Origin of the sequence: Halobacterium sp. GSL-19 (assembly GCF_016917855.1) — an archaeon.
GTDB classification, from domain to species: domain Archaea; phylum Halobacteriota; class Halobacteria; order Halobacteriales; family Halobacteriaceae; genus Halobacterium; species Halobacterium salinarum.
On sequence record NZ_CP070377.1, the window covers coordinates 1,214,402 to 1,240,210 of the forward strand.

The window sequence follows — 25,809 nt, forward strand, 5'->3', positions numbered from 1 at the left end:
CATGGGAATCAGCTACAGCGTGGACGTGGACTCGGAGGCGTCGGCGAAAGCCATGCTCCGAGAGCGCTCCATCAGTCTGAAGCACAGCAAGGCCATCGCCCGCGAGATCAGCGGGGAAACGGTCGCCGACGCGAAAGAGTACCTCCAGGCGGTCATCGACGAGGAGCGATCCGTGCCGTTCAAGCAGCACAACAGCGGCGTCGGTCACCGGAACGACATCGACGGCTGGGACGCCGGGCGCTACCCGGAGAAGGCCTCGAAGGACTTCCTGAAGCTGCTGTCGAACGTATCGAACAACGCCGACCAGCAGGGGTTCGACGCCGACGAGATGGTGATCGAACACGTCGCCCCGCACAAGGTCGGTGAGAGCCAGGGCCGCAAACCCCGTGCGATGGGGCGCGCGACCACGTGGAACGCGACGCTCTGTGACGTCGAGATCGTCGTGACCGAGACCGAGGAGGTGACCGCCTGATGGCGGACGAACTCGAATTCATCGAACAAGGACTTCAGCGCAGTCAGATCGACGAGTTCTTCGCTGAGGAGCTGGCACGCGCCGGCTACGGCGGGATGGAACTCGCGCCAACGCCGATGGGCATGCAGATCGTCCTGAAGGCCGAGAAGCCCGGGATGGTCATCGGGAAAGGCGGGAAGAACATCCGGAAGATCACCACACAGCTCGAGGAGCGATTCGACCTCGAAGACCCACAGATCGACGTGCAGGAGGTCGAGGAGCCCGACCTGAACGCGCAGATCGTCGCCGACCGACTGGCGAACGCGCTCGAACGTGGCTGGTACTTCCGGAAGGCCGGCCACACCACGATCGACCGCATCATGGAGTCCGGCGCGCTCGGCGCGGAGATCGTGCTGAGCGGGAAGGTCACCGGGAACCGCGGTCGCGTCGAGAAGTTCAACCGCGGCTACATCAAGCACAACGGCGAGCCCGCCGAGGAGATCGTCGACCACGGCAAAGGCGTTGCCGTGATGAAGCTCGGCACCATCGGCGTGAACGTGAAGATCATCCCGCCGAACGCCGAACTCCCCGACGACTTCGAGATCCAGGAGGACGCGGACATCGAAGACCTCGTCGTGGACGAGGCCGAGGCCGGCGAGGACCTCGAAGAGCTGCTTGAGGGCGAGGACGCGGACGCCGAGGACGCCGACGCCGATGCGGCGGCCGAACCGGAGTCCGAGCCCGCCGACTTCGAGGACGAGGAGGTCATCGAGACCGACGACGACGTCGAAGAGGAACTCGACGAGCTCGCCGACGCGGTCGAAGGCGAGGACGAGGACGACGAGTTCAGTGACGTCGACGACGAGGCCGCCGACACCGCCGAGGACCTCCTCGATGAGATGGACGACGAGGACGGAGGTGCCGAATAATGGCGATCCTCTACACGAGCGAGATCCGTGACATGACGCCGGCGGAGCGTGAGGCCGAACTCGAGGAGCTCCGAACCGAGCTCTTGAACTCGAAAGCCGTGAAAGCGGCCGGTGGCGCGCCGGACAATCCGGGCCGCATCAGCGAGCTGCGGAAGACCATCGCCCGCATCAAGACGGTGCAGCGAGAGGAAGGCGACCTCGCGGACGACGAATAACGACGAACATGACGACCATCACACCCGAATCGCTGCCGCGACACGAGCTGCTGGGCCTGCACGCGCGGGTCGCTGCGGACACCGATCAGTCGCGGGTGGGGATCGCCGGACGCGTCGTCGACGAGACGATGCAGACGGTGGTGCTCCGGACTGCGTCGGGTGTGGCACAAGTCCCCAAGAAGGGGGCGACATTCGAGTTCCGTCTCACAGATGAAGCTGCGGCCCCGGACAACGGGGTCGGGACCGCGTTCAAACCTGCAGGTGGCGAGACACGCCAAACCACTGGCGAGAGCGTGGCCTACGTTACGGTGGATGGAGGACGATTGCTCTCACGACCCGAGCGGCGCTCCGAAAACGGAGTTGATTCGAAATGGCGATAGGACTGAACGTAACAGAACCGGAGGGCACGTGCTCCGACGAGGACTGTCCGTTCCACGGGAATCTTTCCGTGCGCGGGCAGGTCTTGGAGGGTGAAGTGGCGTCCACAGACATGGAGAAAACCGTTGTCGTCGAACGCGAGTACGACGTGTTCGTGCCGAAGTACGACCGCTACATGAAGCGGCGGTCGCGCGTTCCGGCACACGCACCAGAGTGCTTCGACATCAGTGTCGGCGACACGGTGAGCATCGCAGAAACCCGACCGCTTTCGAAGACCAAATCCCACGTGGTCGTCGAGATCACGGACGGAGGTGACGCCTGATGGAAGCCATCAAGGCGGACATCACCCAGGGATTGGAGAAGGGCTCGCTGATCACGTGCGCCGACAACACTGGCGCACGCGAGCTCAAAATCACGAGCGTGATGGGGTATCAAGGACGAAAGAACCGCCACCCGAAGGCTGGACTGGGCGACACGATCACCGTCTCAGTCACCAAAGGGACCCCGGAGATGCGTCGGCAGGTGCTTGAGGCCGTTGTCGTGCGCCAGCGCAAGCCGATCCGACGCCCGGACGGGACTCGCGTGAAATTCGAGGACAACGCCGCGGTCATCATCGACGACCTCGGCGAGCCTCGCGGGACCGAGATCAAGGGCCCGATTTCGCGTGAGGTGGCCGAACGGTACGGGACCATCGCGAGTACCGCGACGATGATCGTATAGAACCATGAGCGAGCAACCACACAAACAGCGAACTCGCACGAAGCGCGCGTCGCTGCACGAGAAGCAAGACCAAGTGCGGGCAACGCTGTCCGAGGAGCTCCGCGAGGAGTACGGCCAGCGCAACGTCCGCGTGAACGTCGGCGACACCGTCGAGGTCATGCGTGGCGACGACGCCGGTGAGGACGGCGAAGTCACCGACGTCGACCTGCGGGACGCCGAGGTCTTCGTTGAGGGTGTCACGGTGGAGGCCGCCGACGGCGAGGAGACGCCGCGGCCGGTGGAGTCGAGTAACCTCCGCGTGACCGACCTCGATCTCGATGACGACATGCGCGTCGAGCGACTGGAAGGTGACAACGAATGACGAATCACCAGAAGCGACTTTCGGTACCGAAATCCTGGCCCGTCGAGCGGAAGACGGAGACGTTCACCGCGAAGGCCGGGGCCGGCCCGCACGGCGAATCCGGCGTGCCACTGGTCGTTGTGCTTCGGGACGTCCTGGAGTACGTCGACGACACGAGCGAGGCGCAGTACGCCATCAACACGGACGGCGTGCTCGTCAACGGCGACTCGGTCGGCGACGTCAACCGTCCGATCGGGATGTTCGACATCCTGGCGTTCCCGGACCGCGACGAGTATTACCGCGTGTTCCCCGACGAGGGCGGTCGACTCGGCCTCACGGAGATCGACGCGGACGCGGCCGGCAGCAAGCTGAACAAAGTCACTGACAAGACGACCGTGTCGGGCGGTCGCACACAGTTGAACTTCCACGACGGCTCGAACCTCGCCCTCGATGAGGACGCGTACGCGGGCGGGGACTCGGTCGTCGTCGACACCGACACCAACGAGATCGTCGCGCACTTCCAGTACGAGGAGGGCGCGCTGGTCACCGCGGTTGCCGGCCAGCACGCCGGCGACATCGGTGAGATCGCCGAGATCAACGTGCAGCCGGGCAGCGCGAGCAACACCGTCCGGGTGGACGACGAGAACGGCGGCTTCGAGACGATCGCGGAGTACGTCGTCGTCATCGACGAGAACTTCGTGGAGGAGGATGACGAATGAGCGAGGCTGACAGCACTGACTTCCACGAGATGCGGGAGCCCCGCATCGAGAAGGTCGTCGTCCACATGGGCGTCGGCCAGGGTGGGGTCGAGCTCCAGAACGCCGAGACGATCCTCGAAGCGATCACCGGCCAGCAGACGGTTCGTACGAAGGCCAAAAGCCCGGAGCCCGAGTTCGGGCTGCGGCAGGGCGACCCGATCGGCGCGAAGGTCACGCTGCGCGACGACACCGCAGTGGATTTCCTGGAGCGCGCGCTGCCGGCCGCTGATCTCGACCGCCGGCAGTTCGACAACACGGGGAACGTGAGCTTCGGCATCGAAGAGCACACTGACTTCCCCAGCCAGGAGTACGACCCGAACATCGGAATCTACGGGATGGACGTGACGGTGAACCTCACGCGTCCCGGCTACCGGGTTGCGAAGCGCGACCAGGGTACGCGACAGATTCCGTCGAATCACCGACTCAACTCCGAGGACGCGGTGTCGTTCCTCGTATCCAACTTCGACGTGGAGGTCAACGAATGAGCGAGACGGACGGCGAAGCCGAAGAGACGGGTCAGACACACGAGTGCCGACGCTGTGGCCGCGAACAGGGCCTCGTCGGCAAGTACGACATCTGGCTGTGTCGACAGTGCTTCCGAGAGATCGCCCGTTCGATGGGCTTCAAGAAGTACAGCTAACAATGACGGCAAACGATCCACTGTCCGACGCACTCTCCGGCATCGATAACGCCGAGAGCGTCGGCCATCTCACACACACGGTAGCGCCCGCCTCGAACATGGTTGGCTCCGTCCTCGAGGTCTTCTACGACCGCGGGTACATCGACGGCTTCGAGTTCGTCGACAACGGGAAAGCCGGCCGATTCGAGGTCGAACTGAAAGGTGCCATCAACGAGTGCGGTCCGGTGAACCCACGCTACTCCGTGGGGGCGGACGGCTTCGAGCAGTGGGAGAAGCGATACCTCCCGGCTCGGGACTACGGCTCGCTCGTTGTGACGACCAGCCACGGCATCATGAGCCACTACGAGGCCCGCGAGGCCGGCATCGGTGGCCAGGTCATCGCGTACGTATACTGAACCATGGCACGAGTCGAAATCGAAATTCCGGATGACGTGACGGCCGAGGTCGACCACCTCGATCTCACCGTTGAAGGCCCCGAGGGGTCCGTAACACGGCGCCTCTGGTATCCTGACGTTGACGTGTCCGTCGAGGACGACGCTGTCGTCGTCGCCAGCGAGGTCGACGACGCGAAGACGGACTCGACGGTCGGGACCTTCGAGAGCCACGTGGCGAACATGTTCCACGGGGTTAGCGAGGGCTGGGAGTACAAGCTCGAAGTGCATTACTCCCACTTCCCGATGCAGGTCGACGTGGAGGGCGAGGAAGTCGTGATTCAGAACTTCCTCGGCGAGAAGGCAGCCCGTCGCACACAGATCCGTGGTGACACGGACGTGGTCGTGGACGACGAGGAGGTCACGCTCAGCGGCCCGAGTATCGAGGACGTCGGCCAGACGGCGGCCGACATCGAACAGCTAACGCGGGTCACCGACAAGGACACGCGCGTCTTCCAGGACGGCGTCTACATCGTCGAGAAGCCCGCGAAAGGAGGTGCCTGATAGATGAGCGACGAGAACGACACACCCGAAGAACTCGCCGATATCTCCGGCGTCGGGCCGTCGAAGGCCGAGGCGCTTGCGGAGGCCGGCTTCGAGTCAGTCGCGGACGTGCAGGCGGCCGACCAGAGCGAGCTCGCCGAGGCCGACGGAATCGGGAACGCGCTCGCAGCGCGCATCAAGGCCGACGTTGGTGGCCTGGAAGTCGAGGCCGACACCGACGCCGAAGTCGAGGAGGTCGGCGGCGACGACGAGGCGGACACCGACGCGGACGTGGAGACCGAGCTGCGGGCCCGCGGGCTGACCGAGAAGACCCCGGACCTCAGCGAGGACGAGCAGCGACTGCTCCAGAAGCGGCGCAGCGTCAACACGCCGCAGTTCAACCGCCAGGACTACCACAAGAAAAAGCGCACCCCGACGTCGTGGCGGCGACCGAAGGGCACGCTGTCCAAGCAGCGCCGCGGCATCAAGGGGAAAGGCGACACCGTCGAAGCCGGGTTCCGAACGCCGACGGCGGTTCGCGGCAAACACCCCAGCGGGTTCGAGGAAGTGCGCGTGCACAACACCGACGACCTCGCGGGCGTGGACCCCGACACCGAGGCGGCGCGGATCGCCTCGAAGGTCGGTGCTCGCAAGCGCGAGCGAATCGAAGAGCACGCCGAATCACAGGGCATTCGTGTCCTGAACCCGACGTACGTCGAAGTGGAGGTCGAGGACAATGAGTGATCTGAGCGCACAGAAACGCCTCGCGGCTGACGTGCTGGATGTCGGCGAGAACCGCGTGTGGTTCGACCCTGACGCCCAGTCCGAGATCGCCGACGCGATCACGCGCGAGGACATCCGTGAGCTGGTCGCGGACGGCACCATCGACGCCGAGGACACCCAGGGCAACTCTCGGGGTCGCGCGCGAGAGCGCGACGCCAAGGAGTCCTACGGGCACAAGAAGGGCGCTGGCTCCCGGAAGGGGAAAGCCGGCGCGCGGCAGAACGAGAAGCGCGAGTACGTCGCTGGCATCCGTGCCCAGCGACAGCAGCTCCGGGAGCTGCGCGACGACGGGACGCTGTCCCCCGCGCAGTACCGCGAGATGTACAACATGGCAAACGGCGGCGAGTTCGATAGCGTTCGGCGCTTGACGAACTACGTCGAAGAGAACTACGGTGATAGCTAATGGCGACAGGACCTAGATACAAGGTGCCGATGCGGCGCCGCCGCGAGGTCCGGACGGACTACCATCAGAGGTTGCGCCTCCTGAAGTCGGGGAAACCCCGGCTTGTCGCTCGCAAGAGCAACAAGCACGTCACGGCGCAGCTGGTCACGACCGGCCCGGACGGCGACGAGACAGTTGCAAGCGCACATTCCAGTGACCTCGACGCGTACGGCTGGGCGGCTCCCACGGGGAACCTGCCGGCAGCGTACCTGACGGGGCTGCTCGCTGGGCAGCGCGCGGTGGACGCGGGCGTCGAGGAGGCGGTCCTCGACATCGGCCTGAACACGGCCACCCCGGGTTCGAAGGTGTTCGCCATCCAGGAGGGCGCGATCGATGCCGGCCTGGACGTTCCGCACAACGACTCCGTGCTGGCGGACTGGAGTCGTACCCGCGGCGAGCATATCGCGGAGTACGCTGAGAGTCTCGACGAGCCGCTGTACAGCGGTGACTTCGACGCAACGGCGCTTCCCGCGCATTTCGACGAAACACGGGAAGCCATCATGGAGGACTAACACATGAGCTACAACGACACCTGGCAACCGAAGACCCGCCTCGGCGGCCTCGTGCAGGACGGGGAGGTCGAGGACATGTCGGAGGCCCTCGACACCGGGCTGCCCCTGAAGGAGCCAGAGATCGTCGACCAGCTCCTGCCGGGGTTGGACGACGAAGTGCTGGACATCAATATGGTGCAGCGGATGACCGACTCCGGTCGCCGCGTGAAGTTCCGATGCGTCGTTGCGATCGGGAACCGCGACGGCTACGTCGGCTACGCGGAGGGCCGCGACGATCAGGTCGGCGGCGCCATCCAGAAAGCGATCGAGGTAGCGAAGCTGAACATCATCGACGTCTCCCGCGGCTGTGGGTCCTGGGAGTGTGGCTGTGGGCGTCCCCACACCGTCGCACTCAAGTCCACCGGCAAGGCGGGCAGCGTCGACGTGGAGCTGATGCCGGCACCCCGCGGCCTCGGGCTCGCGGGCGGTGAAACGGTCCAGCACGTGCTCGAGCTCGCTGGCATCGACGACGTGTGGACGCGGTCCTCGGGGAAGACGCGCACGACGGTGAACTTCGCGAAGGCGACGTTCAACGCGCTGCGTGAGACCTCCGAAGCGCGTGTGCCACAGCACGCACGCGAGGAACGCGAGGTGATCGAGTGATGCAGGCACTCGTTCAGGTTCGCGGTCCGGTAGACATGAGCCGCGACATCCAGGACACCCTGGAGATGCTGAACATCCACAGCGTGAACCACTGCGCGCTGGTCCCCGAGACCGACACGTACTCGGGGATGGTTGCGAAGGTGAACGACTACGTGGCGTTCGGCGAGCCGAGCGAGGCCGTGCTGGCGGACCTCATCGAGAGTCGCGGCGAGCCCGCCAGCGGGGCGGGCGACGTCGACGACGCGTGGGTCGCCGAGCACACCGAGTACGACGATGTCGCCGACCTGGCGGGCGCGCTGCTCGCCGAGGAGACGACGCTTTCGGACGCCGGCCTCGCGCCGGTGATTCGGCTGCATCCGCCACGGGGCGGCCACGACGGCATCAAGACGCCCGCCAGCGACGGTGGGCAACTCGGGAAACACACGACCGAGGAGATCGATCACCTCCTCACCGACATGCGATAGAAACCATGACCGACAAGAAACGACGACAACGCGGCTCCCGCACGCACGGCGGCGGTACGCACAAGAACCGCCGCGGCGCCGGTAACCGTGGCGGCCGTGGCCGCGCGGGCCGCAAGAAACACGAGCAACACAACTACGAGGACGTCGGCAAGAGCGGGTTCAAACGACCGGAGAAAACCGACCGCGACGTGGCGGTGCTCTCCGTGCAGGAACTCGACGAAGACATCCCCGTACTCAGCGAGTCCGGCGTCGCCGAAGAAACCGAGTTCGGCTACCGTGTCGACGCACGGGACGTCGTTGACGACGGCTGGGACGCCGACGTGGTGAAGGTGCTCGGTGGCGGCCAGCTCTACGAGCAGCTCGAAGTGACCGCGGACGCGTTCAGCGACGCGGCCGTCGAACTCATCGAAGGCGAGGGCGGCGACGCCGTCGTCTCCGAGCGCGCAAGCGAGGACGACGAGGAGTAACCCATGGGCTGGAAGGAGGCTGCTGCACCGGTTCTCACGCGGATGCCCGCGGTCGAACGCCCGGAGGGACACGTGCCGTTCCGGCGGAAGATGTACTGGACAGGCGGCGTGCTTGTGCTGTATTTCTTCCTGACGAACGTTCCCCTGTGGGGAATCCAGACTGCCGGCAACGACTTCTTCGGACAGTTCCGGAGCCTGCTCGCTGGCGGTCAGGGTACCGTACTCCAGCTCGGCATTGGGCCCATCGTCACGGCGAGTATCGTGTTGCAGTTGCTTGGCGGCGCGAACCTGCTTGGCCTGGACACGGACAACGATCCCCGTGACCAGGCGATCTATCAGGGCCTCCAGAAGTTCCTCGTGGGCGTGATGGTCGTCCTGACAGGGGCACCGATGGTGTTCCTGGGGAACTTCCTGCAGCCGAGCCAGCAGCTCGCGCAGTCGATGCCGGGCGGCGCGTTCGGCGTCGAAGTCCTGATATTCGCCCAGATCGCGGCCGGCGGCGTCCTCCTCCTGTTCATGGACGAGGTGATCTCGAAGTGGGGCGTCGGCTCCGGGATCGGGCTGTTCATCGTTGCCGGTGTGAGCCAGAGCCTCGTCGGCGGGCTGGTCTTCTGGGAAGGCGGTGTTGGAAGCCAGGGGCTGCTCCCGACGTGGTTCGACATCATCGTCGGCAACGTCTCGAACATGCCGCCGCTGCTGTCCGGCGGCGGGATCGAGTTCCTGTTGATGCAGGCGGGCATCCTGGGACTGCTAACGACGTTGTTCATCTACGTCGTGGTCGTGTACGCCGAGAGCGTGCGCGTCGAGATCCCGCTGAGCCACGCGCGTGTGAAAGGCGCGCGTGGTCGCTTCCCGGTAAAGCTCATTTACGCCAGCGTCCTGCCGATGATCCTGGTGCGCGCGTTGCAGGCGAACATCCAGTTCCTCGGCCAGATCCTGAACTCGACGTTGGCGTCGATGCCGACGTGGCTGGGCGTCTATGGCGGGAACGGCCAAGTCACGGGTGGGCTGTTCTACTACCTCGCGCCCATCTACAGTCCGAGCGCGTGGATGTGGTGGACGAGCGGCGCGACCGCCGAGCCGTGGCAGGTCCTGATCCGGATCGCGATCGACCTGTCGTTCATGATCGTCGGCGGCGCCATCTTCGCGATCTTCTGGGTCGAGACCGCGGACATGGGGCCGGACGCGACCGCCCGCCAGATCCAGAACTCGGGGATGCAGATCCCGGGGTTCCGGAAGAACCAGGGCGTCATCGAGAAGGTGATGGAGCGGTACATTCCGCAGGTCACCGTGATCGGTGGGGCGCTTGTCGGGCTGCTCGCCGTGATGGCGAACATGCTCGGGACGATCGGAAACGTCTCCGGAACCGGGCTGCTGCTGACGATCTCGATCACCTACAAGCTCTACGAGGAGATCGCCGAAGAGCAGATGATGGAGATGCATCCGATGATGCGCGAGATGTTCGGCGGCGGCGATTAACGCCGTTTCACGACCCGTTTTTCTTCGGCGGCGTTGGATCCGAACGCTTATCCATTTTTAGGCTAGCCTAAACCCATGGCCGGGGAAGCAACCAGACGCCGCTGCTTGGGGCACGTCGCGGCTGGAGCCGCACTTCTGGCCGGCTGCACCAGCCACAGCGACACCAGCACGTCAACCGAACCGCCCGCGAGCCACCACGCGGCAGTGGCTCCGGTCGGGGATCTCACCCTCACTGGAGTACCCGACCGCGCGTTCGTGGTGTTCCCACAGTACGCCGACATGGCCGTGGCGCTCGGCCACGGCGATGCCGTCAACGCCATCTACGTCCCCGAGATGAGCGGCCCCACGATGAACGCCTACTACGACCGGCTTGACGGCGTTGACTTCGACTACAGTGGGCTTCCCGATCCGCTCACCGACGGCTTCACGCCCGAGGAGTGTTACGCCCTCGACAGCGACGTGCATTTCGTCGACCCGGCGTACGTCAGCACACAGGACGCCTGGGACGCGCGCGACATCGAGGCCATTGCGTCCGACGTCGGCCCCTGGTTCGGGAACTTCTACAGCGGGACGCGTGCCGACCCACCACAGGGCTACCGGGACGGATACGACTACTACACGCTGTGGGAGTTGTTCGGGCGGGTCGCGGACGTGTTCCAGGAGCGCGCCAGGTTCGAGGCGTTACGTCGCGTCCACGAGAGCCTCGTGGCGACCATCGCCGACCGCCTCCCGCCGGAGCGGGACCGGCCGACGGCCGTGCGTGTGACCTACGACGAGGGATCGTTTTACACCTACCACCTCAACGAGCCGGGGTATTGGCTGGCGGACACCCGGCCGCTGGGCGCGCGGGACGCGTTCGCCGACGCGGACTGGGCGAGCCTCTGGGGGACCGTCGGCTACGAGACGATGCTGGACGCCGATCCGGACGTGATCCTGCATCTCTGGGGGGCGACGCCGAACTACGAGATGGACGCCGTCCGCAGCCGCCTCCGGGGTGACGCGGTCGGCGGGCGGCTGTCCGCCGTAGCGAACAACCGCGTGTACGCGTCGGGCATGCGGTATCAGGGCCCGATCATGAACCTCTTCCAACTGGAGATGACCGCCAAACAGCTGTATCCGGATGTCTTCGGTGCGTGGCCGGGGTTCGAGGACGGCGGGTCGTATCCCGCGCTGCCGGCGTCCGAGCGGCTGTTCGACCGCAGCCGGGTCGCCGCCATCGTCACTGGAGACGCCCAGTAGCCGGGCGTGGGTCCCGCGGGGACGAACTTCGCGCTCGTCTGGCAGGCGCTCACCGGAGACGACGAGTTCAGGGTTTACGCGGGCGTCGTGGGCGTGTTCACGAGCGTCTCGAAGCTGGTGCTGGTGGGGTTGATGTGGGTGGGGCGGTTGGAGATGCTGCCCGTGCTCGTGTTGTTCACGGGGTCGTACTGGCGGGATTAGGGGTCGAGGCCGGAGATCGCGGCGCGCGCGAACACCAACACGGGAATGATTTCGAGGCGCCCGATCCACATGTTGAACAGGAACATGGCTTCTGCGATCGGTGACATGTCCGGGCCGGTGATGCCCGAGGACAGCCCGACGTTACCCTGGGCGCTGGCGACCTCGAACAGGGCGTCCGCGTAGCTGAACGACGGCCCCGCGAGGTTCACCAACACGAGGCTGGTGGCGAACAGCAACACCACCCACAGCAGCGCCACGATGGCGGCTTCGCTGAACTCCTGTTCCATGGCGTCCCGATCGAGCGTGCGGCCGTCGATGCGCGCCGTGACGACCGCGTTCGACGGCAGGAACACCCGGGAGAACTGCCAGATGAACCCGCGAACGGCGGTGTACGCGCGGATGATCTTGATGCCGCCGACCGTCGAGCCGGCGGCACCGCCGATCGTCATCGCGCCGACAACGAGGATCTTCCCGCCGGCGATCCAGTTGCCGATGGGAGCCGACTGAAAGCCCGTGCAGGTGAGTGCGCTCACCCACTGGAAGGTCGCGTCGCGGGCGGCGTCGGCCTGTGCGGGGGACAACACCGGAACGTCACCGATCGCGGGCGTCCACTGCGTGACCGCGTCGGGCGTCACGGGCACGGCGGCAACGTTCTGTGCGGCGAGCACGACGACGCCGCCGCCGAGGAGCACGAACAGCCACCGCGTCTGGAGGTCCCCCCGGAGCACACCGTGGTCGCGGTCGGCGAGCAGCCGGTAATGGATGGGGAACGCGATCGCGCCGGCGACCATGATGGGCAGCAGTGCCGCCTCGATCACGGGGGCGTCGTAGGTCGCAATGGAGTTGTCGGTGACGCTGAACCCGCCGGTTGTGAGCCCGGTCATGGTGTGGTTGAGCGCCTGCCAGGCGGCGTCCCACACCGGAAGCGCCGCGCCGTAGTCGCTGGCGCGGATCGCGACGAACAGCACGGCCACGCCCACGACGGTGTATCCGACGACGAGCTTCCAGACAGTGCGGACGGTGGACACCACGCTGGGATGGATCTTCTTCTCGCGGGCTTCGCTGCGGTAGAGCGCGTAGCTGCCGGATCCGGGCCGCGCGAGGATGGAGACGGTGAGCACGACGACGCCGACGCCGCCCACCCACTGGGTGAGCGACCGCCACCACTGGATGCTGCGGGGCAGGGACGGCTCGTGGATCGCCATCGTGAGCCCGCTGCCGGTCCACCCGCTCATGCTCTCGAAGAGCGCGTGCAGCGGCTGGCGGAAGTACGCCAGACTCGACAGGGTGGTGGTGTTGCCGACGCTGACGGCCGTCCAGGTGGCGTCGGCGGGCACGAACCGCGCCATGGCTGCTGGCGGCGTCAGCCACGCGGTAAAGAGGAACGGGAGCGCGCCGACGACCGCGATCGCGAACCAGCCGCCGGCCGCGATCACCATGCCGTGTTTCATCTTGGGCGCGGGAGCGTCCGCGAACCGGCGGCGCGCGAGCCCGCCAACGGTCGCGCTCAGGCCGCCTGCAAGCAGGAACCCGAGGGCGGCGTACCACTCCTGGAAGCCGGCGGCGACGAGCACGCTCGCGGACATCAGGCCCGCGGCGATGAGAACGAGGCCGCCGACGTCTCTGGCGATGGTGGCGAGGTCGCGTCTGCGGTTGGCGTTCGCGCGTGACATGCGTTGTGGGATGGCACCGCGGTGCGGATCGTGGCGTATGTCGACAGCGCGGATGGAAAAGTGCCCCGCTTGCGGTGGCGGCGGGCGTTGGCGGAGTGTGGCTCAGATTTCGACGGCCCAGAGCTCGAAGTCGGCGGGCAGTCCGTAGACCGCTTGGAAGACGGTGTCGACGAACTGCCCGACGCGATCGTCGTCGGCGCGCGCGTCGATGCGGACGTTCGTGCCGGGTGATTCCTCGGCGGTGTCGGGCTCCACGGTGGTTCGGTCGGCGATGGTGAACGCGCCGTACCGGCTGAGCGTCGTGTGCAGCGCCTCCAGTTCGCCGTCCGTGCAGTCGAGGTTCAGCGTGCCGTCGGCGAACTGCACCCACGGCGGGAGGGATTCGGGGGTGTCGCTGGCGTCGGCCGCGGCTTCGAGGGTGCAAAACTGGCTGTCGCGGTCGCGGTGTGCGGCAACCGTGTCGGCGACGAGTTCGATGCGGGCGGCTTCGGTGTCGGCGTCGAATCGAGTCATGGTGGTGTTTGCGGGCGCACCCACAAAGCAGGCGGGGTGTGGCAACCGGGAACGACACGCCCTTAATCGGGGCCGGTGAAAGAACGCTATGAGCCATCCGAACGTACTGCTGTTGGGTGCACCGGGCGCTGGAAAAGGCACGCAGAGCCGTCGACTGGTCGACGAGTTCGGCGTCGAACACGTGACCACCGGGGACGCGCTGCGCGCGAACAAGACGAAGGACATCACCCACCTCGACGTGGAGTACGACACCCCGGGCGCGTACATGGACGCCGGCGAACTCGTGCCCGACGCGGTCGTCAACGAGATCGTCAAGACCGCCTTGGACGACGCCGACGGGTACGTCCTCGACGGCTACCCGCGCAACGAGAGCCAGACGGAGTATCTGGACTCGATCACGGATCTGGACGTGGTGTTGTACCTCGACGTCGACGAGGACGAGCTCGTGGGCCGGCTGACGGGGCGACGGGTCTGTGAGGACTGCGGGGCGACGTTCCACGTGTCGTTCAACCAGCCCGAGACCGAGGGCGTGTGTGACGCGTGTGGCGGCAGCCTCTACCAGCGCGAGGACGACACCGAGGAGACGGCCCGCGAGCGCATCACGGTCTACGAGGAGAACACGGCACCGGTCGTGGAGTACTTCCGCGAACAGGGCGTGCTGGCGGAGGTCGACGGTGAACGGACACCCGACGAGGTCTGGACTGACGTGGCGGCCGCCGTCGACGAGCGCACGGCGTAGCGTCGGCGCCTGGGCCGGCGTTCCGTAAGCGATTCAAGCCGCCGTCGCTAACACGGCCACACGATGGCACGAACCGCGGAGAAAGTACAGTCGTTGGTTCGCGAGGACCCCGAGATGGCGACGATCCTCGAAGACCTCCTGGACCATGACGGCGACCTCCAGTGGCAGGACGTCAGCGACGACGTTTCGAGCGGCCAGTGGGGCCGCCTCCTGGAGAAAGACATCCTCGTCGAGGGCGACACGGGGTTCGAAGTCGGTGACCCCGACGGCGTCGAGGAAGGGCTTGCACCCGACGACGACGGCGACGACGACAGCCCCGAGGGCACGTCGTGGTCGACGTACGACAAGCTCGCGGGCGTCGGGGCCGTCGGCGCGATGATCGGGTACAGTTACTCGCCGATCAAGAACGCGATCGGCGGCACGATCAACGTCGTGTTGGGGCCCCTGGACTCGATCATGCCGTTCTACGTCGTGATCCTGGTGTTGGCGGTGCTGACTGGGTTGTACACGACGATCCTCCAGGCGAACCTCACGGACATGGAGAAGATGTCGAAATACCAGGAGCAAGCCCAGGAGCTCCAGGACAAGATGTCCGCGGCGAAAGAGCGCGGCGACGACGCCGCGGTCGAACGCCTCCGCGAGGAACAGATGGAGGCGTTCGGCGATCAGGCCAGCATGATGAAAGAGCAGTTCCGCCCCATGGTGTGGATCATGCTGCTGACGATCCCGGTGTTCCTCTGGATGTACTGGAAGCTGGGCACGGGCACGATCCCGCAAAGCGAGCTCAACATGGTGTTGCCGTTGCTGGGTGAGATCGATCTCAACGGCGGCCGCGTGCTCGTGTTCCCGGCGTGGATCCTCTGGTATATGATGTGCTCGTTCAGCTTCTCGAACATCATCCGGAAGGCGCTGAACATCCAGACGACGCCCACGTAGCGCGCCGGCAGCCGCGGTTCAAAACCTCTTTGTCCCGGCCACCCCCAGGTCGGATATGTTGGTCACAATCTCCGGACCGCCGGGGAGCGGGAAAAGCACCGTCGCGTCGACGCTCGCCGATCACCTCAGTTACGAACACATCTCCGGTGGTGACATCTTTCGCGGGCTCGCGGAGGACCGGGACCTGACGCTCGCGGAGTTCAACGAGCTCGCCGAGGAGGACCCCCAGATCGATAAGGACCTGGACCGCCGCCTCCGGGAGACCGCCCGCGGGCGCGACGACATCGTCCTGGAGTCCCGGCTGGCCGGCTGGATGGCCGGCGAGTACGCCGACATCAAGATCTGGCTGGACGCCCCGATGAGCGTGCGGGCGCGCCGCATCGCCGAGCGCGAGGACAAGACGCCGGCGGCGGCCCGCGCCGAGACGGAGGCCCGCGAGGAATCCGAGACCCAGCGCTACGAGGAGTATTACGCCATCGACTTCGACGACATCACCATCTACGACCTGTCGGTGAACACCGCCCGCTGGGGGCCCGACGCCGTCACGGACATCGTTTTGGACGCCGTCGACGCCTACCAGGCCGAGCGCGACGAAGGCCCAACACCCATTGAGAACGTCCGCTATCAGTTCTAACATGGGGATTCGACCGCCACCCGGCGAGCGCAGCCCGGCGGCAGTGCTGTCGTTTGGCGTCGTGAACCTGGACAAGCCACCGGGGCCGTCGGCCCACCAGGTGTCGGCGTGGATTCGAGACCTCGTGGGCGTGGAGAAGGCCGCACACGCCGGCACGCTCGATCCGAAGGTCACGGGCTGTCTGCCCGTGTTGACCGGGACCGCAACCCGGATCGCACCCGCGCTCCTGGAGGGGTTCAAGGAGTACGTCGCCGTCCTGGAGCTGCACGACGACCCGCCGCGCACCCTCCCGGACGTGATCGAGGCGTTCACCGGCGAGATCTACCAGAAGCCGCCGAAGAAATCCGCGGTCGCGCGCCGCCTGCGCACCCGCACGGTCTACGACCTCGACGTGCTCGACGTGGACGGCCGCCAGGTCCTGCTCCGGATCCGGTGTGAGTCGGGCACGTACATCCGGAAGCTCTGCCACGACATCGGCCGCGCGCTCGGCACGAACGCCCACATGGGGCATCTGCGCCGCAGCGCCACCACGCCGTTCGACGACACCGACCTCGTCACGCTGCACGACCTCGCGGACGCGGTGGCGTGGCTGCGCGACACCGACGGCACCGAGCCGCCGGACGCACCCGCGGACGCGCTGCGCGCAGCGGTCCAGCCCGCCGAGCGCGCGCTCACGCACCTGCCGCGGCTCACCATCGCCGACTCGGCAGCCCACGAGGTCGCCACGGGTGCACCGGTGTACGCGCCGGGCGTCATCGACACCACGGCCCTGCCGACACCGCCGGCGGATGGGGCGCTGGTGGCGTGTTACACCGCAGGCGGGACGGCGGTCTGCCTCGGTCGGCTGGTCGGCGATCCGGACGCGGACGCCGGCGTGGTCGTTGCCCTCGAACGCGTGCTCGTGTAGCCCGCCGCCGAAACGAAGGTCTTAATGGTGGACCGCGCCTCCACCCAGATACGGGACCGTGGGGTAGCGGTATCCTCGGCGCATGGGGTGCGTCGGACTCGAGTTCGAATCTCGACGGTCCCACTCCAATTCTGGCCGGATTCCGGTACCGGCGTTCTTACCGGGTCCGCAGTTTAGTTTTCGCGTAGCTACGACGGTACACAAGTCGTGTCTTTATCAACGGGGTGGTCGGCGTGAGCGCCCCCACCGCAGACACCTCATATATCAGAGGAGTCTGTGAATACTGCGGGTTCCACATCGACCGCGAAGACAAACGCTACCCCGCCCTCGACAACGAGAGGTGCCAGCCCTGATGACGGGCTGTCTCGTCTCAATCCCTCTCAATCAGTGAGAGAGAAGTTTTACGCTGGAATTCTACTGTCCTCAAAATCTTACGCTGTTCTCGAATAGTTCGCCACCACAAGAGAACTTTCTCCAACGAGTTCGGATCTCACAGAACGATCTACTTGATCGAATAGTTCTGTGTCCCTTCCTACGCCTCGGAAGCAGTCAACGAAGCCGCGAACACCAAACCCAGGGGTAACGCTTCGTACAAACGGCGACCATCATCGTGTCGCTCGTCGCCCGAACACGAACACTAGCAGGGCGAGGAGAACCACGCCAGCAGAGGTCTCGGAAATGGCGAGAATCTGTCCGACTTGGCTCGCTGGCCGAAAGTCGCCGTACCCGAGCGTTGTGAACGTCATGGTCGAGAAGTACATCGCGTCGAAGAGCGAAACCGGTGGCAACGACTCAATCGGAGCTTGAGCCGGAAGGTCCGGCTGAATTAAGTCGAACCAGTAGTAGAGGCCGCCACAGGAAAGCACGATAAGCGCAACCGTGGCGAGAACACGGTACGGGCTCTCCCCGTAGCGGGTGACGAGATTCGACAGCCATGAAAGTGCCCACGAGACGGGTTGCCGACTGTTCCCCTCGCCTTCGCCGCTTGAGAGGCGCTTTCGCTCCATGTCCTTGCGCCACGTGAAACAGGTGCTTGCGAGCGACGAGGCGGCATTATCTTCGGCAAGCGATTCGAGCTTCTGGTACACCGTGGCGGCACGGGTGACATTGCTGATTTCGTCCTCGTCCGTTTCACAGACTGGGTCGGTACGAGGGTCGTAGATGACGGTCTGTGGTTCAGCAAAATCCACCTTCGGTAGCCTGTTGAGATATCCGACCACTTGTCGGTGAGGTGCCCACCTGTTACCTCGTTCGACAAACGTGGTGGCGTGGCTGATGTGGGCGTCCCCGAACAGTGTCCCATGAAGCCGGGCGTCTCTGAAGTCCGCTCCGTAGAGCTGGGTACGGGTGAGGACAGCATTTTCGAGGTCCGCACCACTGAGATCTGCGTCCCGGAGGTCCGCGCCAGTAAGGTCTGCGTCCCGGAGGTCCGCGCCCTCAAGTTCAGCGTTTTTCAAATTCCCGTTCGAGAATACGGCGTCTCGGAAAATTGCGCCATTGAGCTCGATACCCTCGAAGTTCGCGCTGTCCTCGAAGGTCGCGTCCGGGAAGTTCGTGCTGTCCTCGAAGGTCGCGCCCGGGAAGCCCGCGAAGTCCTCGAAGGTCGCATCCGAGAAGTTCGCGAAGTCCTCGAAAGTCGCATCCGAGAAGCTCGCGAAGTCCTCAAAGGTCGCATCCGAGAAGCCCGCGCTGTCCTCAAAGGTCGCATCCAAGAAGTCCGCGAAGTCCTCGAAGGTCGCGCCCGGGAAGCCCGCAAAGTCCTCGAAGGTCGCATCCAAGAAGCCCGCGAAGTCCTCGAAGGTCGCGTCCGGGAAGTTCACGAAGTCCTCGAAGGTCACATCCGGGAAGTCCGCAAAGTCCTCGAAGGTCACATCCGAGAAGTTCACCTCGCTCCGAAATCGCATCTCTCGAAACCGGACCCGGTCTCGAAAAGAGACGGCCGCTACGTCACAGTCACCTTCAACCACGGCCCCAGCCGCGTCAAGCTGCGCGTCTACCTCCCGGATATCCCACTTCATCTCTCCAATCCGGGCGTGTCGCAGATCGATGGCCGCACCGTCTCCAATCTGTTCCCGGTCCAGATTGAGATTCTCGAACGTCGCGTCGATGAACCGCGCCGGTCGTCGTCCTTTACTCTCAACTACCTCGCGCTCACCCTGAACGATGGCGATGAACTCCTCAACGGGGTTGATTCCATTCGGCCGTTTCTCTTTCGGGAGATGAAAGATGCACCTATCTTCTCCGTCGTGTTCCTCAACGGCCTCGTGAGGGCAGCGCCACACCGTCTGGCCGTCGATCTCCTCCAAAATCTCGGCGTCATCCTCTGGGTCGACCTGGCACTCTGCATTGTATTCGCTCTCCCAGGTTTTCGGATTGAGTGTGTAGCTGCACCAGCTCGCTTCTTTCATCCAACTGCCGGATCGTTGTAGCAGTGCTCCATAACGATGTTCCCTCAAGACAAGTGGATATATCCTCAGAAGCGCCTATCTGAATTCTAGTTGAAGCGAAGAGATTTTGCGACCGCTTCGCGTACCGAGTGTGTCCTCTGTCCGTATCAATTCGGCCGTTTCAGCTTCAAGGAGTCGTCTGAATGAAGAAATAGCGCTAGGGGCGTCAGTCGTCGGCTTCCAGTTCCGGGTTCGTCGTGGCGGGTCGTGACGTGTCGACGTCCAGTTCGTAGTCGTCGCTGTCGACGGTGAAGCCAGTGAGGACGTCCTGGAGGGTGTCCGCGCGGTCAACGAGGCGCGTGACGCCGTCGGTGACATCCGACAGTGACGCGGTCTGCTGTTGGGCGGCGGCGGAGACGCTGGCGGCCTCGGAGCTGTTCTGCTCGCTGATGTCCTCGATCTCCTCGATCATCGAGACGGTGGTGTCGGCGGACGCCGCCTGTGCGTCGGTCGCGTCGTCGATCTGTTGGACGGCTTCGTTGACATCGGTGACGTGGTCGCCGATCTCTTCGAGCGCGGTCAGCGCGTTTTCGACGGTTTCGGTGCCCGAGGAGACGGTGGCGGCCATCTGCTCGGAGTCGTCGACGACCGACTGCGTGGACGACAGGAGGTTGTCCACGAGCGTCTCGATCTCGTCGGTCGCCTCGTTGGTCTCCTCGGCGAGTTCCTTGACCTCCGCGGCGACGACGGCGAACCCGTCGCCGTCCTGGTCGGCGCGCGCCGCTTCGATGCTGGCGTTCAGCGCCAGCAGGTGGGTTTGGTCGGTGATGTCGTTGATGAGATCGACCACGCGGCGGATCTCCTGGGCTTCGGCGGCAAGCGCGTTGGCCTCCGAGACGACGGCCTCGGTCTCGGATTGGATGTCGGTCATCTGTGTGACCGCCGCGGCGGCGTCGTCGCTGCCCTGGCGGCCGCGGTCGGCGGCTTGGTCGGAAACGTCGGCGACCTGGCTGGCCGAGGCGGCGACTTCTTCGACGGCGCCGGACAGCGATTGGAGTTCGTCCGTTGCGTCCGCGAGGCGGGTGTGTTCGCGGTCGGTGCCGGCCGAGATCTCCTGGACGGATTCGGCGACCTGTTCGCTTGCGGCTTCGATTTCGTCGACGCTGGCGTGTATGTCGCGGCTGTTGTCGGCGACGTCGCCGGCGAACTCGCGGGTGCGCGCAACCATCTCCTCGAAGGCGGCGATCATCTCGTTGAACGCCTGCCCGACTTCGGTCATCGCGTCGCTGTCGCTGCTGGAGTTCGCGCGCACCGTGAGGTCGCCGCTGGCTGCTTTCTCCATGACCGAACTGTATTCGGAGGCTTTCTTCGAGAGCTGTGCGTCGCGTTCGGCGGCGCGCTCTTGGAGCTTGGCGGCCAGCGTCTCGGCTTCCTCACGGGCGTCTTGGGCTTCGGCTTTGGCTTCCTGTGCCTGCGCGCGTTGCTCGTCGGCGCGGCGTTTGGCTTGTTCGGCGTCCTTGCGGCGGCGGTGGGCGCGTGCGTTCGACGTTTTCAGGTCTTCAACGATCGAGATCGTGCCGGTGGACGAGATGGCGACGACGCCGATGAGTACGGCCAGCAGGGACGTGCTGAACGCGTCCATGACGGGCCCGGCGACGCCGATCCATTCGAGCGCGACGACCCCCGTCCAGAGGAAGCCGAGCCCGCAGATGTACGTGTAGTTCACCCAGAAGCCCGCGATGTCAGTGGTGTCGCGGTAGGTCTGGATGCCGACGCCGACGGCGGCGACGTAGGCGGCGACGGCGATGACGTCGAACAGCACGATGAGGTGGTTCATTGGTCGTCACCCTCGGCGGCCGGGGCGGCGTCGCCGGTGGCTGCGTCGTCGGACTGGGGGTCGAGGATGGTCTGGCGGCGGTAGTAGCCCGCGACGAGGAACGCGATCCCGGAGCCCATGAGTCCGAGGGCGTGTTCGGTGCCGTTGAGCACGTCCCCGAGCACGATGTTTTCGAGGTTGGTTGCGAGCGTCGCAACGGCCAGCAGGCCGTATCCGACGACGAACCACCGTGATTCGGTCCGGTATCGCGCCACAACGGGAACGAGTCCGATGAGTGCGATGAGTGGGAGCACAGCCTTCGGCGGATCAAGCACCTCCAGGATGCCCATCATGAACGCAGTATTATGTGATGTCAGTGAATAGTGTGTCGGCCGTACACATCAGGCAATACAATCGCTCTGACAGGCGCTCGTGGTGGAAAAATGGGTTGGTGCGTCGGAGCCCACCCAACAGTTATCACGGTGCCAGGCGTGGCGCAAGGAGATGGCAGCCATCGCGGGACTGTACGTGTATCCGATCAAAGGCCTCGACAGCGAGCACCGATCGACCGTAACACTGCGAACCCACGGGCAACTACACCACGACCGGACGTTCACGCTGGTGGACTCCGACACGGGGTCGATCGTGACCGCGAAACGCCGCCCCGCGTTGCACGCGTTCCGCACCGACTACGAGCCCGAAACGGGAACACTGACTGTGACGGACCCCGACGGCCAGCGGGCGTCGTTCTCGCTTGGCGACGACGAGGGGCTGTCGGCGGCCGGCGACTGGTTCGACAGCCGGCTGGCAGTCTCAGTGTCGATGCGCAGCGATCCCACTGGGTTCGTGGATCGGGCAGACATGGGGCCGGCAGTGGTCAGCACGGCCACACTGGACGCCATCGCGGACTGGTTCGACTCGATGACCGTGGCCGGCGCGCGGCGACGGCTGCGGGCGAACATCGAGATCGAGGGCGTGCCGGCGTTCTGGGAGGACCGGTTCGTGGGCGATGGTGCGCCGGCGTTCGAGGTGGGCGGTGTTCGCTTCGAGGGCGTGACCCCGTGTAATCGGTGCGTGGTTCCATCACGGGACCCGGACACGGGTGAGCCGCTACCCGAGTTCCAGAAGACGTTCTGTGCGAACCGCGAGCGGACGTTCCCCGAGTGGGCCGACGGCGACGCGTTCGACCACGAGTACGCTGCGATGATCCTGGCGCGGGCCCCCGACATCTCGGGGGGAGAGACGCTCGCAGTCGGTGACGGCGTTGCCGTTCTCGACGAGGCGGCGTGAGCGCGCCGGGAGCGGCGACCGAAACCGGCTTGCGTGCCCCGCAAGCACCCTCCGGCATGGACGCGACCGTCGCCGTCGTGCATTACCCGGAAGGGGCCGGCCACGCCACGCGGATGCTGGCGATCGCCCGCGAACTCCAGTCCCGGGGGGCGACCGTGGAGGTGGCGGGCGGCGGGCCGGGCGAGCGCTTCGCGGCGTTGCTCGGCTACGAGGAGTTCGTGCCGACGGCCGTGGACTTCATCGGCGATTACCAGGGCGCGGACGGCTCGCTGGCGGACGTGCTCACGGGAAGCGTGCCGGATGCCGTCCGTCGGGTGCGTGATGTCGCCCGGTGGCTGGGGCGAGTGGACGCCGACTGCGTGGTTACCGATGACATGTTCGCGTCGGTGGCGGCGCTGCTGGCGCGTGTTCCCCAGTACGTCTGCACGCACAACACGCCGGGCTACTACGACGACCGCGCGGAGCGCGCGGGGGCCGCGCTTCTGACCCGCCAGCAGGTCACCGCCAGCCGCACGTTCTTCTATCCGGCGGTCTGGCCGGCACGTGCTGGGGATCCGCGCGGTGTCGAGCGCGTGCCGCCGCTGGCGTTGGACGTCCCCCTGGACGGTGCTGTGCCGGACGTCGACGTGTTGGTCTCACCGAGCACCTACTCCGACGATCTCGGCGCGGTCGCCGGGCGGCTGCGCGAGCGGGGGCGCAGCGTGACCGTCGTGGGCGGCGACGACTGGACGACTGTTCGGTCGATGCTGCCGGTGTTGCGCGAGGCGAGCGTTGTCGTCTGTCCGGGCTATTCGACGGTGATGGAGGCCGCCGTGGCGGGCACGCCGTGTGTGGTGTATCCGTTCACCAGCGAGCAACGCGGCGTCGCGGAGTTCCTCGCTGCAAGTGATGGGTTCGCCGTCGCCACGACGCCCGACGAGGCCGTGGCTGCGGTCGCCCAGCCGCCGGCGGCGCCGTCGTTCCCCAACGGCGCGCCCGTGGTTGCGGATCGGGTCATGGGAGACCGTGCGGCGTGGCAAAAGACGTAAGCGCAGACCGTGCGAGGGGCGTGGTATGGCGACGATACCGTTCGGGATCTCGCGGCTGGACAGCCGCATCGGGGGTGGGGCACCGGAGGGCAGTGTCGTGTTGCTGTCCGGGGAGGCCGGCGCGGGGGCGCGGGAGTTCCTGTACACGGCGGCGATGATGAACGCGGTTGCGACCGCGGACCCAGAGCTGTTCGACCTGCATTACGGCAGCCCTCACGGGAGCGCTCGACAGCCCGAGGAGATCCATTACGTGTCGTTCACCGCGAACGAGGCGGAGTTACAGCGCGAGATCGCGTTCACGATGGACGAGGAGATCGTGGCGGCTGGCGCGGACGCCGTGACGTTCGCCGACCTGTCACCGGAGTACTTCCAGTTGAGCCCGGTGCCGCGGTCGTGGTACGCCGACAAACACCAGACCGTGCGCGATCTCGGGAACACCGGCGAGGACACGCGGGACGTACTGGAGCGGTTCGCCGACTACCTCGACGAACACGCCAGCGGCAGCCTCGTGGTGGTGGATTCGCTGAACGATCTGATCGGGCGGCGGTCCTCTGACATGGCGTTCTCCGACGTGGTGATGACGCTGAAGGGACTGCGGAAGGCCGCGCGGGACTGGAGCGGCCTGATCCTGTTGCATCTGACGCGGGATGCGGTGCGCAGCGAGGAGTTCGGGAGCCTGATGTCGTCGGTGGACGGCACGGTGCAGTTCGCGTGGGAGAGCGGCGGCAACGAGCGGGTTCGAACGATGTTCGTGCGGGAGTTCCGTGGCGTGCTCGGGCGCCTCGAAGAGGACGACATCGTGCAGTTCGAGACCGAGATCCGTGACAGCGGCTTCGACATCAGCGACGTGCGGAAGATCAGGTAGGCTGCCCCGAACCGTTAAGACCACCGCACAGTAAGTTCGAACGAATGCCCGACGGCACGTCGGATGGCGTCGAGAGCGTGACTCTGGAGGGGCCGGCCGCCGCCTGGTTGGCCGCGCGCGCCGAGGAGCTGGGCCACGAGGAGGACGCGTTTCTGAAACGCGTGGTGGCCGCCTATCGGAGCGTCGAAGACGGCGAGCTGGCAGCCGACGAGGGGGTCGGTGACCGGCTGACGGAGGTGACGAGCCGCGTCGATGAACTGGAGGCGCAACTCGACGACCACGAGGCGACAGTCGACGAGTTGGTGGAGGACATCCGGGAGCGCGTGGTGCAGGTGAAACGCGAGACCGACGGGAAAGCCGACGCCGGCCACGGCCACCCCGAGTTGGCGGCCGACGTCGAGGCGGCGCTGGCGGCCGCCGAGCACGCCGAGGGGACCGTGGACGCGGTGGCGGAGGACGTGACCGCGGTGACCGAGCGCGTCGACGCGGGCTTCGAGAACTTCGAGGCGGTGGCCGAGTCCCTAGACGAGGAGGCAGCGGGGCTCTCGGAGAAGGTGTCGACGCTCGCGCAGGCGGTGGTGTCGATGCGGGAGGCCGTGCGGAGCGTCGGCGCGGCCGAAGCCCGGCGGGCGCGGGTGGACGCCCTGAAGCGTGCGGCGAACGTCGCGGGCGTGCGGACGGCGGACTGCGAGGGATGTGAGCAGGCCGTGGACGTCGCGCTGCTGACGGCCCCGGAGTGTCCGTTCTGTGGCGCGGCGTTCGCGGACGTATCACCGGACCCAGGCTGGTTCAGCAATCACACGCTGGAAACCGGCGAGACGCCGGCGCTTGCGGCCGGCGGCCCGCAGGGCAACGGCGAGGGGGAAGACTCCGATCAGTCGTGGCTCGGGGCGGAGACGGAGACACTGGAGCGGATGGCGTCCGCGGGTGATTCCCGCGGGGACGGCGACGGGCCGATGGAGCCGTCCGAGGTGCTCGACGCCGACGCCGAGGACGCCGGCAACGACGGTGGTGGGGCGTGAGCGACGACGAGACCGACGAGCCGCTGGCCGACGTACGCCGACGGATCGACGAGCGCCGCGACCACGACGACGACGGCGGAGCCGATGTCGCGGCGTTGTTCGAGGAGATGTCGGTCGCCGAGATCGACGAGGACGCGGTGTGGACGGCGCTCGCGACGGACGCCGACAGCGCGGCGGCGGCACCGTCGAGTGCAGCCGCGACCGACAGCGCGGCGGCCGACGACGGGGAGACGACCGTCGTGGAGTCGAGTCTCTGTCATGGCTGTCCGCACTTCGCCGCGCCGCCGGAGATGGGCTGCACCCACGAGGGCACGACGATCGCGGCGATGGTGGACGTGGATCATTTCCGGGTGGTTGACTGTCCGATCGTCGCCCGGCGGGCGGGAGACGACCCGAGTGATTTTTCCGCCGACCACGAGTAATCG

Annotated in this window: 35 protein-coding genes and 1 tRNA gene; 31 read left to right on the top strand and 5 right to left on the bottom strand. The window is 66.0% G+C overall.

Translation table 11 applies throughout. From position 1 onward, the window contains the following. The first annotated feature begins 1 nt into the window (after position 1). From JT689_RS08180 to JT689_RS12500, 21 genes are all read left to right on the top strand, one after another. Positions 2-472: a 50S ribosomal protein L22 gene (locus JT689_RS08180; RefSeq protein WP_010903239.1), complete on the top strand. Its 471-nt coding sequence runs from the start codon at positions 2-4 to the stop codon at positions 470-472. Beyond that, positions 472-1,380: a 30S ribosomal protein S3 gene (locus tag JT689_RS08185; protein ID WP_010903240.1), complete on the top strand. Its 909-nt coding sequence runs from the start codon at positions 472-474 to the stop codon at positions 1,378-1,380. The genes JT689_RS08180 and JT689_RS08185 overlap by 1 nt, the downstream gene beginning before the upstream one ends. Continuing rightward, positions 1,380-1,595: a 50S ribosomal protein L29 gene (gene rpmC / locus JT689_RS08190; protein ID WP_010903241.1), complete on the top strand. Its 216-nt coding sequence runs from the start codon at positions 1,380-1,382 to the stop codon at positions 1,593-1,595. The genes JT689_RS08185 and rpmC overlap by 1 nt, the downstream gene beginning before the upstream one ends. An 8-nt stretch (positions 1,596-1,603) precedes the next feature. Continuing rightward, on the top strand, positions 1,604-1,975 hold the full coding sequence (locus JT689_RS08195) for a ribonuclease P protein component 1 (RefSeq protein ID WP_010903242.1): 372 nt from the start codon (positions 1,604-1,606) through the stop codon (positions 1,973-1,975). Beyond that, positions 1,966-2,295 carry a 30S ribosomal protein S17 gene (locus JT689_RS08200; protein WP_010903243.1) on the top strand — a complete coding sequence of 110 codons (330 nt, stop codon included), beginning with the start codon at positions 1,966-1,968 and terminating at the stop codon, positions 2,293-2,295. The genes JT689_RS08195 and JT689_RS08200 overlap by 10 nt, the downstream gene beginning before the upstream one ends. Continuing rightward, positions 2,295-2,693, top strand: a complete 399-nt coding sequence (locus JT689_RS08205) for a 50S ribosomal protein L14 (protein WP_010903244.1) — start codon at positions 2,295-2,297, stop codon at positions 2,691-2,693. Before JT689_RS08200 ends, JT689_RS08205 begins: the two co-directional genes overlap by 1 nt. A 4-nt stretch (positions 2,694-2,697) precedes the next feature. Then, complete coding sequence (gene rplX, locus JT689_RS08210) at positions 2,698-3,054, top strand: 50S ribosomal protein L24 (protein WP_010903245.1); 357 nt, start codon at positions 2,698-2,700, stop codon at positions 3,052-3,054. Next, complete coding sequence (locus JT689_RS08215; protein ID WP_010903246.1) at positions 3,051-3,752, top strand: 30S ribosomal protein S4e; 702 nt, start codon at positions 3,051-3,053, stop codon at positions 3,750-3,752. The genes rplX and JT689_RS08215 overlap by 4 nt, the downstream gene beginning before the upstream one ends. Then, positions 3,749-4,276, top strand: coding sequence for a 50S ribosomal protein L5 (locus tag JT689_RS08220; protein WP_205250920.1), 528 nt, complete (start codon positions 3,749-3,751; stop codon positions 4,274-4,276). The genes JT689_RS08215 and JT689_RS08220 overlap by 4 nt, the downstream gene beginning before the upstream one ends. Further along, on the top strand, positions 4,273-4,431 hold the full coding sequence (locus JT689_RS08225) for a 30S ribosomal protein S14 (RefSeq protein ID WP_010903248.1): 159 nt from the start codon (positions 4,273-4,275) through the stop codon (positions 4,429-4,431). The genes JT689_RS08220 and JT689_RS08225 overlap by 4 nt, the downstream gene beginning before the upstream one ends. A gap of 2 nt (positions 4,432-4,433) precedes the next feature. Then, a complete protein-coding gene (locus JT689_RS08230) occupies positions 4,434-4,826 on the top strand; it encodes a 30S ribosomal protein S8 (protein ID WP_010903249.1) in 393 nt (130 codons plus the stop codon). A 3-nt stretch (positions 4,827-4,829) separates the two neighbouring features. Further along, positions 4,830-5,366, top strand: a complete 537-nt coding sequence (locus JT689_RS08235) for a 50S ribosomal protein L6 (protein WP_010903250.1) — start codon at positions 4,830-4,832, stop codon at positions 5,364-5,366. Positions 5,367-5,369: 3 nt separating this feature from the next. Next, entirely contained in the window at positions 5,370-6,089 is a 720-nt protein-coding gene (locus JT689_RS08240; protein ID WP_010903251.1) for a 50S ribosomal protein L32e, read from the top strand. Further along, the gene (locus JT689_RS08245; protein ID WP_010903252.1) at positions 6,082-6,531 is read left to right on the top strand and encodes a 50S ribosomal protein L19e; all 450 of its coding nucleotides are present in this window, start codon (positions 6,082-6,084) and stop codon (positions 6,529-6,531) included. The genes JT689_RS08240 and JT689_RS08245 overlap by 8 nt, the downstream gene beginning before the upstream one ends. Further along, positions 6,531-7,082, top strand: a complete 552-nt coding sequence (locus JT689_RS08250) for a 50S ribosomal protein L18 (RefSeq protein ID WP_010903253.1) — start codon at positions 6,531-6,533, stop codon at positions 7,080-7,082. The genes JT689_RS08245 and JT689_RS08250 overlap by 1 nt, the downstream gene beginning before the upstream one ends. A 3-nt stretch (positions 7,083-7,085) precedes the next feature. Next, positions 7,086-7,724 (top strand): 30S ribosomal protein S5, encoded by a 639-nt coding sequence (locus JT689_RS08255; protein WP_010903254.1) that lies wholly within the window; start codon positions 7,086-7,088, stop codon positions 7,722-7,724. Next, entirely contained in the window at positions 7,724-8,188 is a 465-nt protein-coding gene (rpmD, locus tag JT689_RS08260; RefSeq protein ID WP_205250921.1) for a 50S ribosomal protein L30, read from the top strand. Before JT689_RS08255 ends, rpmD begins: the two co-directional genes overlap by 1 nt. A gap of 5 nt (positions 8,189-8,193) precedes the next feature. Beyond that, a complete protein-coding gene (locus JT689_RS08265) occupies positions 8,194-8,655 on the top strand; it encodes an uL15m family ribosomal protein (protein WP_010903256.1) in 462 nt (153 codons plus the stop codon). Positions 8,656-8,658: 3 nt separating this feature from the next. Then, positions 8,659-10,134, top strand: coding sequence for a preprotein translocase subunit SecY (secY, locus tag JT689_RS08270; protein ID WP_205250922.1), 1,476 nt, complete (start codon positions 8,659-8,661; stop codon positions 10,132-10,134). A 75-nt stretch (positions 10,135-10,209) separates the two neighbouring features. Further along, complete coding sequence (locus JT689_RS08275; protein WP_205250923.1) at positions 10,210-11,373, top strand: ABC transporter substrate-binding protein; 1,164 nt, start codon at positions 10,210-10,212, stop codon at positions 11,371-11,373. Between the two features lie 6 nt (positions 11,374-11,379). Further along, complete coding sequence (locus JT689_RS12500; protein ID WP_205250924.1) at positions 11,380-11,574, top strand: potassium transporter TrkG; 195 nt, start codon at positions 11,380-11,382, stop codon at positions 11,572-11,574. Here the strand turns inward: JT689_RS12500 and JT689_RS08285 are convergent. Together JT689_RS08285 and JT689_RS08290 are read right to left on the bottom strand one after the other, a co-directional pair. After that, positions 11,571-13,247: a potassium transporter TrkG gene (locus tag JT689_RS08285; protein WP_205250925.1), complete on the bottom strand. Its 1,677-nt coding sequence runs from the start codon at positions 13,245-13,247 to the stop codon at positions 11,571-11,573. The genes JT689_RS12500 and JT689_RS08285 overlap by 4 nt on opposite strands. 102 nt (positions 13,248-13,349) lie before the next feature. Continuing rightward, positions 13,350-13,760: a hypothetical protein gene (locus JT689_RS08290; RefSeq protein ID WP_010903260.1), complete on the bottom strand. Its 411-nt coding sequence runs from the start codon at positions 13,758-13,760 to the stop codon at positions 13,350-13,352. An 88-nt stretch (positions 13,761-13,848) separates the two neighbouring features. Between JT689_RS08290 and JT689_RS08295 the strand changes: the two genes are divergently transcribed. The 5 genes from JT689_RS08295 (at position 13,849) to JT689_RS08315 (ending at position 17,099) form a co-directional block, all read left to right on the top strand. Beyond that, entirely contained in the window at positions 13,849-14,499 is a 651-nt protein-coding gene (locus tag JT689_RS08295; RefSeq protein WP_010903261.1) for an adenylate kinase, read from the top strand. A 63-nt stretch (positions 14,500-14,562) separates the two neighbouring features. Continuing rightward, positions 14,563-15,435: an EMC3/TMCO1 family protein gene (locus JT689_RS08300; protein WP_010903262.1), complete on the top strand. Its 873-nt coding sequence runs from the start codon at positions 14,563-14,565 to the stop codon at positions 15,433-15,435. A 55-nt stretch (positions 15,436-15,490) separates the two neighbouring features. After that, entirely contained in the window at positions 15,491-16,069 is a 579-nt protein-coding gene (gene cmk, locus JT689_RS08305; RefSeq protein WP_010903263.1) for a (d)CMP kinase, read from the top strand. A gap of 1 nt (position 16,070) precedes the next feature. Next, positions 16,071-16,976 carry an RNA-guided pseudouridylation complex pseudouridine synthase subunit Cbf5 gene (locus JT689_RS08310; protein WP_205250926.1) on the top strand — a complete coding sequence of 302 codons (906 nt, stop codon included), beginning with the start codon at positions 16,071-16,073 and terminating at the stop codon, positions 16,974-16,976. Positions 16,977-17,028: 52 nt separating this feature from the next. Next, positions 17,029-17,099 (top strand) — tRNA-Pro (locus JT689_RS08315). Positions 17,100-17,581: 482 nt separating this feature from the next. Here JT689_RS08315 and JT689_RS08320 read toward each other — a convergent pair. The 3 genes from JT689_RS08320 to JT689_RS08330 all read right to left on the bottom strand — a co-directional run bounded on the left by JT689_RS08320 (position 17,582) and on the right by JT689_RS08330 (position 21,532). After that, positions 17,582-19,384, bottom strand: coding sequence for a pentapeptide repeat-containing protein (locus JT689_RS08320; protein WP_205250927.1), 1,803 nt, complete (start codon positions 19,382-19,384; stop codon positions 17,582-17,584). A gap of 205 nt (positions 19,385-19,589) precedes the next feature. Further along, positions 19,590-21,200, bottom strand: coding sequence for a methyl-accepting chemotaxis protein (locus tag JT689_RS08325; RefSeq protein ID WP_205250928.1), 1,611 nt, complete (start codon positions 21,198-21,200; stop codon positions 19,590-19,592). Beyond that, positions 21,197-21,532, bottom strand: coding sequence for a hypothetical protein (locus tag JT689_RS08330; RefSeq protein ID WP_010903267.1), 336 nt, complete (start codon positions 21,530-21,532; stop codon positions 21,197-21,199). The genes JT689_RS08325 and JT689_RS08330 overlap by 4 nt, the downstream gene beginning before the upstream one ends. A gap of 151 nt (positions 21,533-21,683) precedes the next feature. Between JT689_RS08330 and JT689_RS08335 the strand changes: the two genes are divergently transcribed. The 5 genes from JT689_RS08335 to JT689_RS08355 are packed head-to-tail and all read left to right on the top strand — an operon-like array spanning position 21,684 to position 25,806. After that, positions 21,684-22,469, top strand: a complete 786-nt coding sequence (locus tag JT689_RS08335) for an MOSC domain-containing protein (protein ID WP_205250929.1) — start codon at positions 21,684-21,686, stop codon at positions 22,467-22,469. A 56-nt stretch (positions 22,470-22,525) separates the two neighbouring features. Continuing rightward, entirely contained in the window at positions 22,526-23,497 is a 972-nt protein-coding gene (locus JT689_RS08340; RefSeq protein WP_205250930.1) for a hypothetical protein, read from the top strand. A gap of 25 nt (positions 23,498-23,522) precedes the next feature. Next, a complete protein-coding gene (locus JT689_RS08345) occupies positions 23,523-24,362 on the top strand; it encodes an HtlC (protein WP_010903270.1) in 840 nt (279 codons plus the stop codon). A gap of 44 nt (positions 24,363-24,406) precedes the next feature. Further along, positions 24,407-25,384: a hypothetical protein gene (locus tag JT689_RS08350; protein ID WP_205250931.1), complete on the top strand. Its 978-nt coding sequence runs from the start codon at positions 24,407-24,409 to the stop codon at positions 25,382-25,384. Then, on the top strand, positions 25,381-25,806 hold the full coding sequence (locus JT689_RS08355; RefSeq protein ID WP_205250932.1) for a hypothetical protein: 426 nt from the start codon (positions 25,381-25,383) through the stop codon (positions 25,804-25,806). Before JT689_RS08350 ends, JT689_RS08355 begins: the two co-directional genes overlap by 4 nt. Positions 25,807-25,809 lie beyond the last annotated feature (3 nt).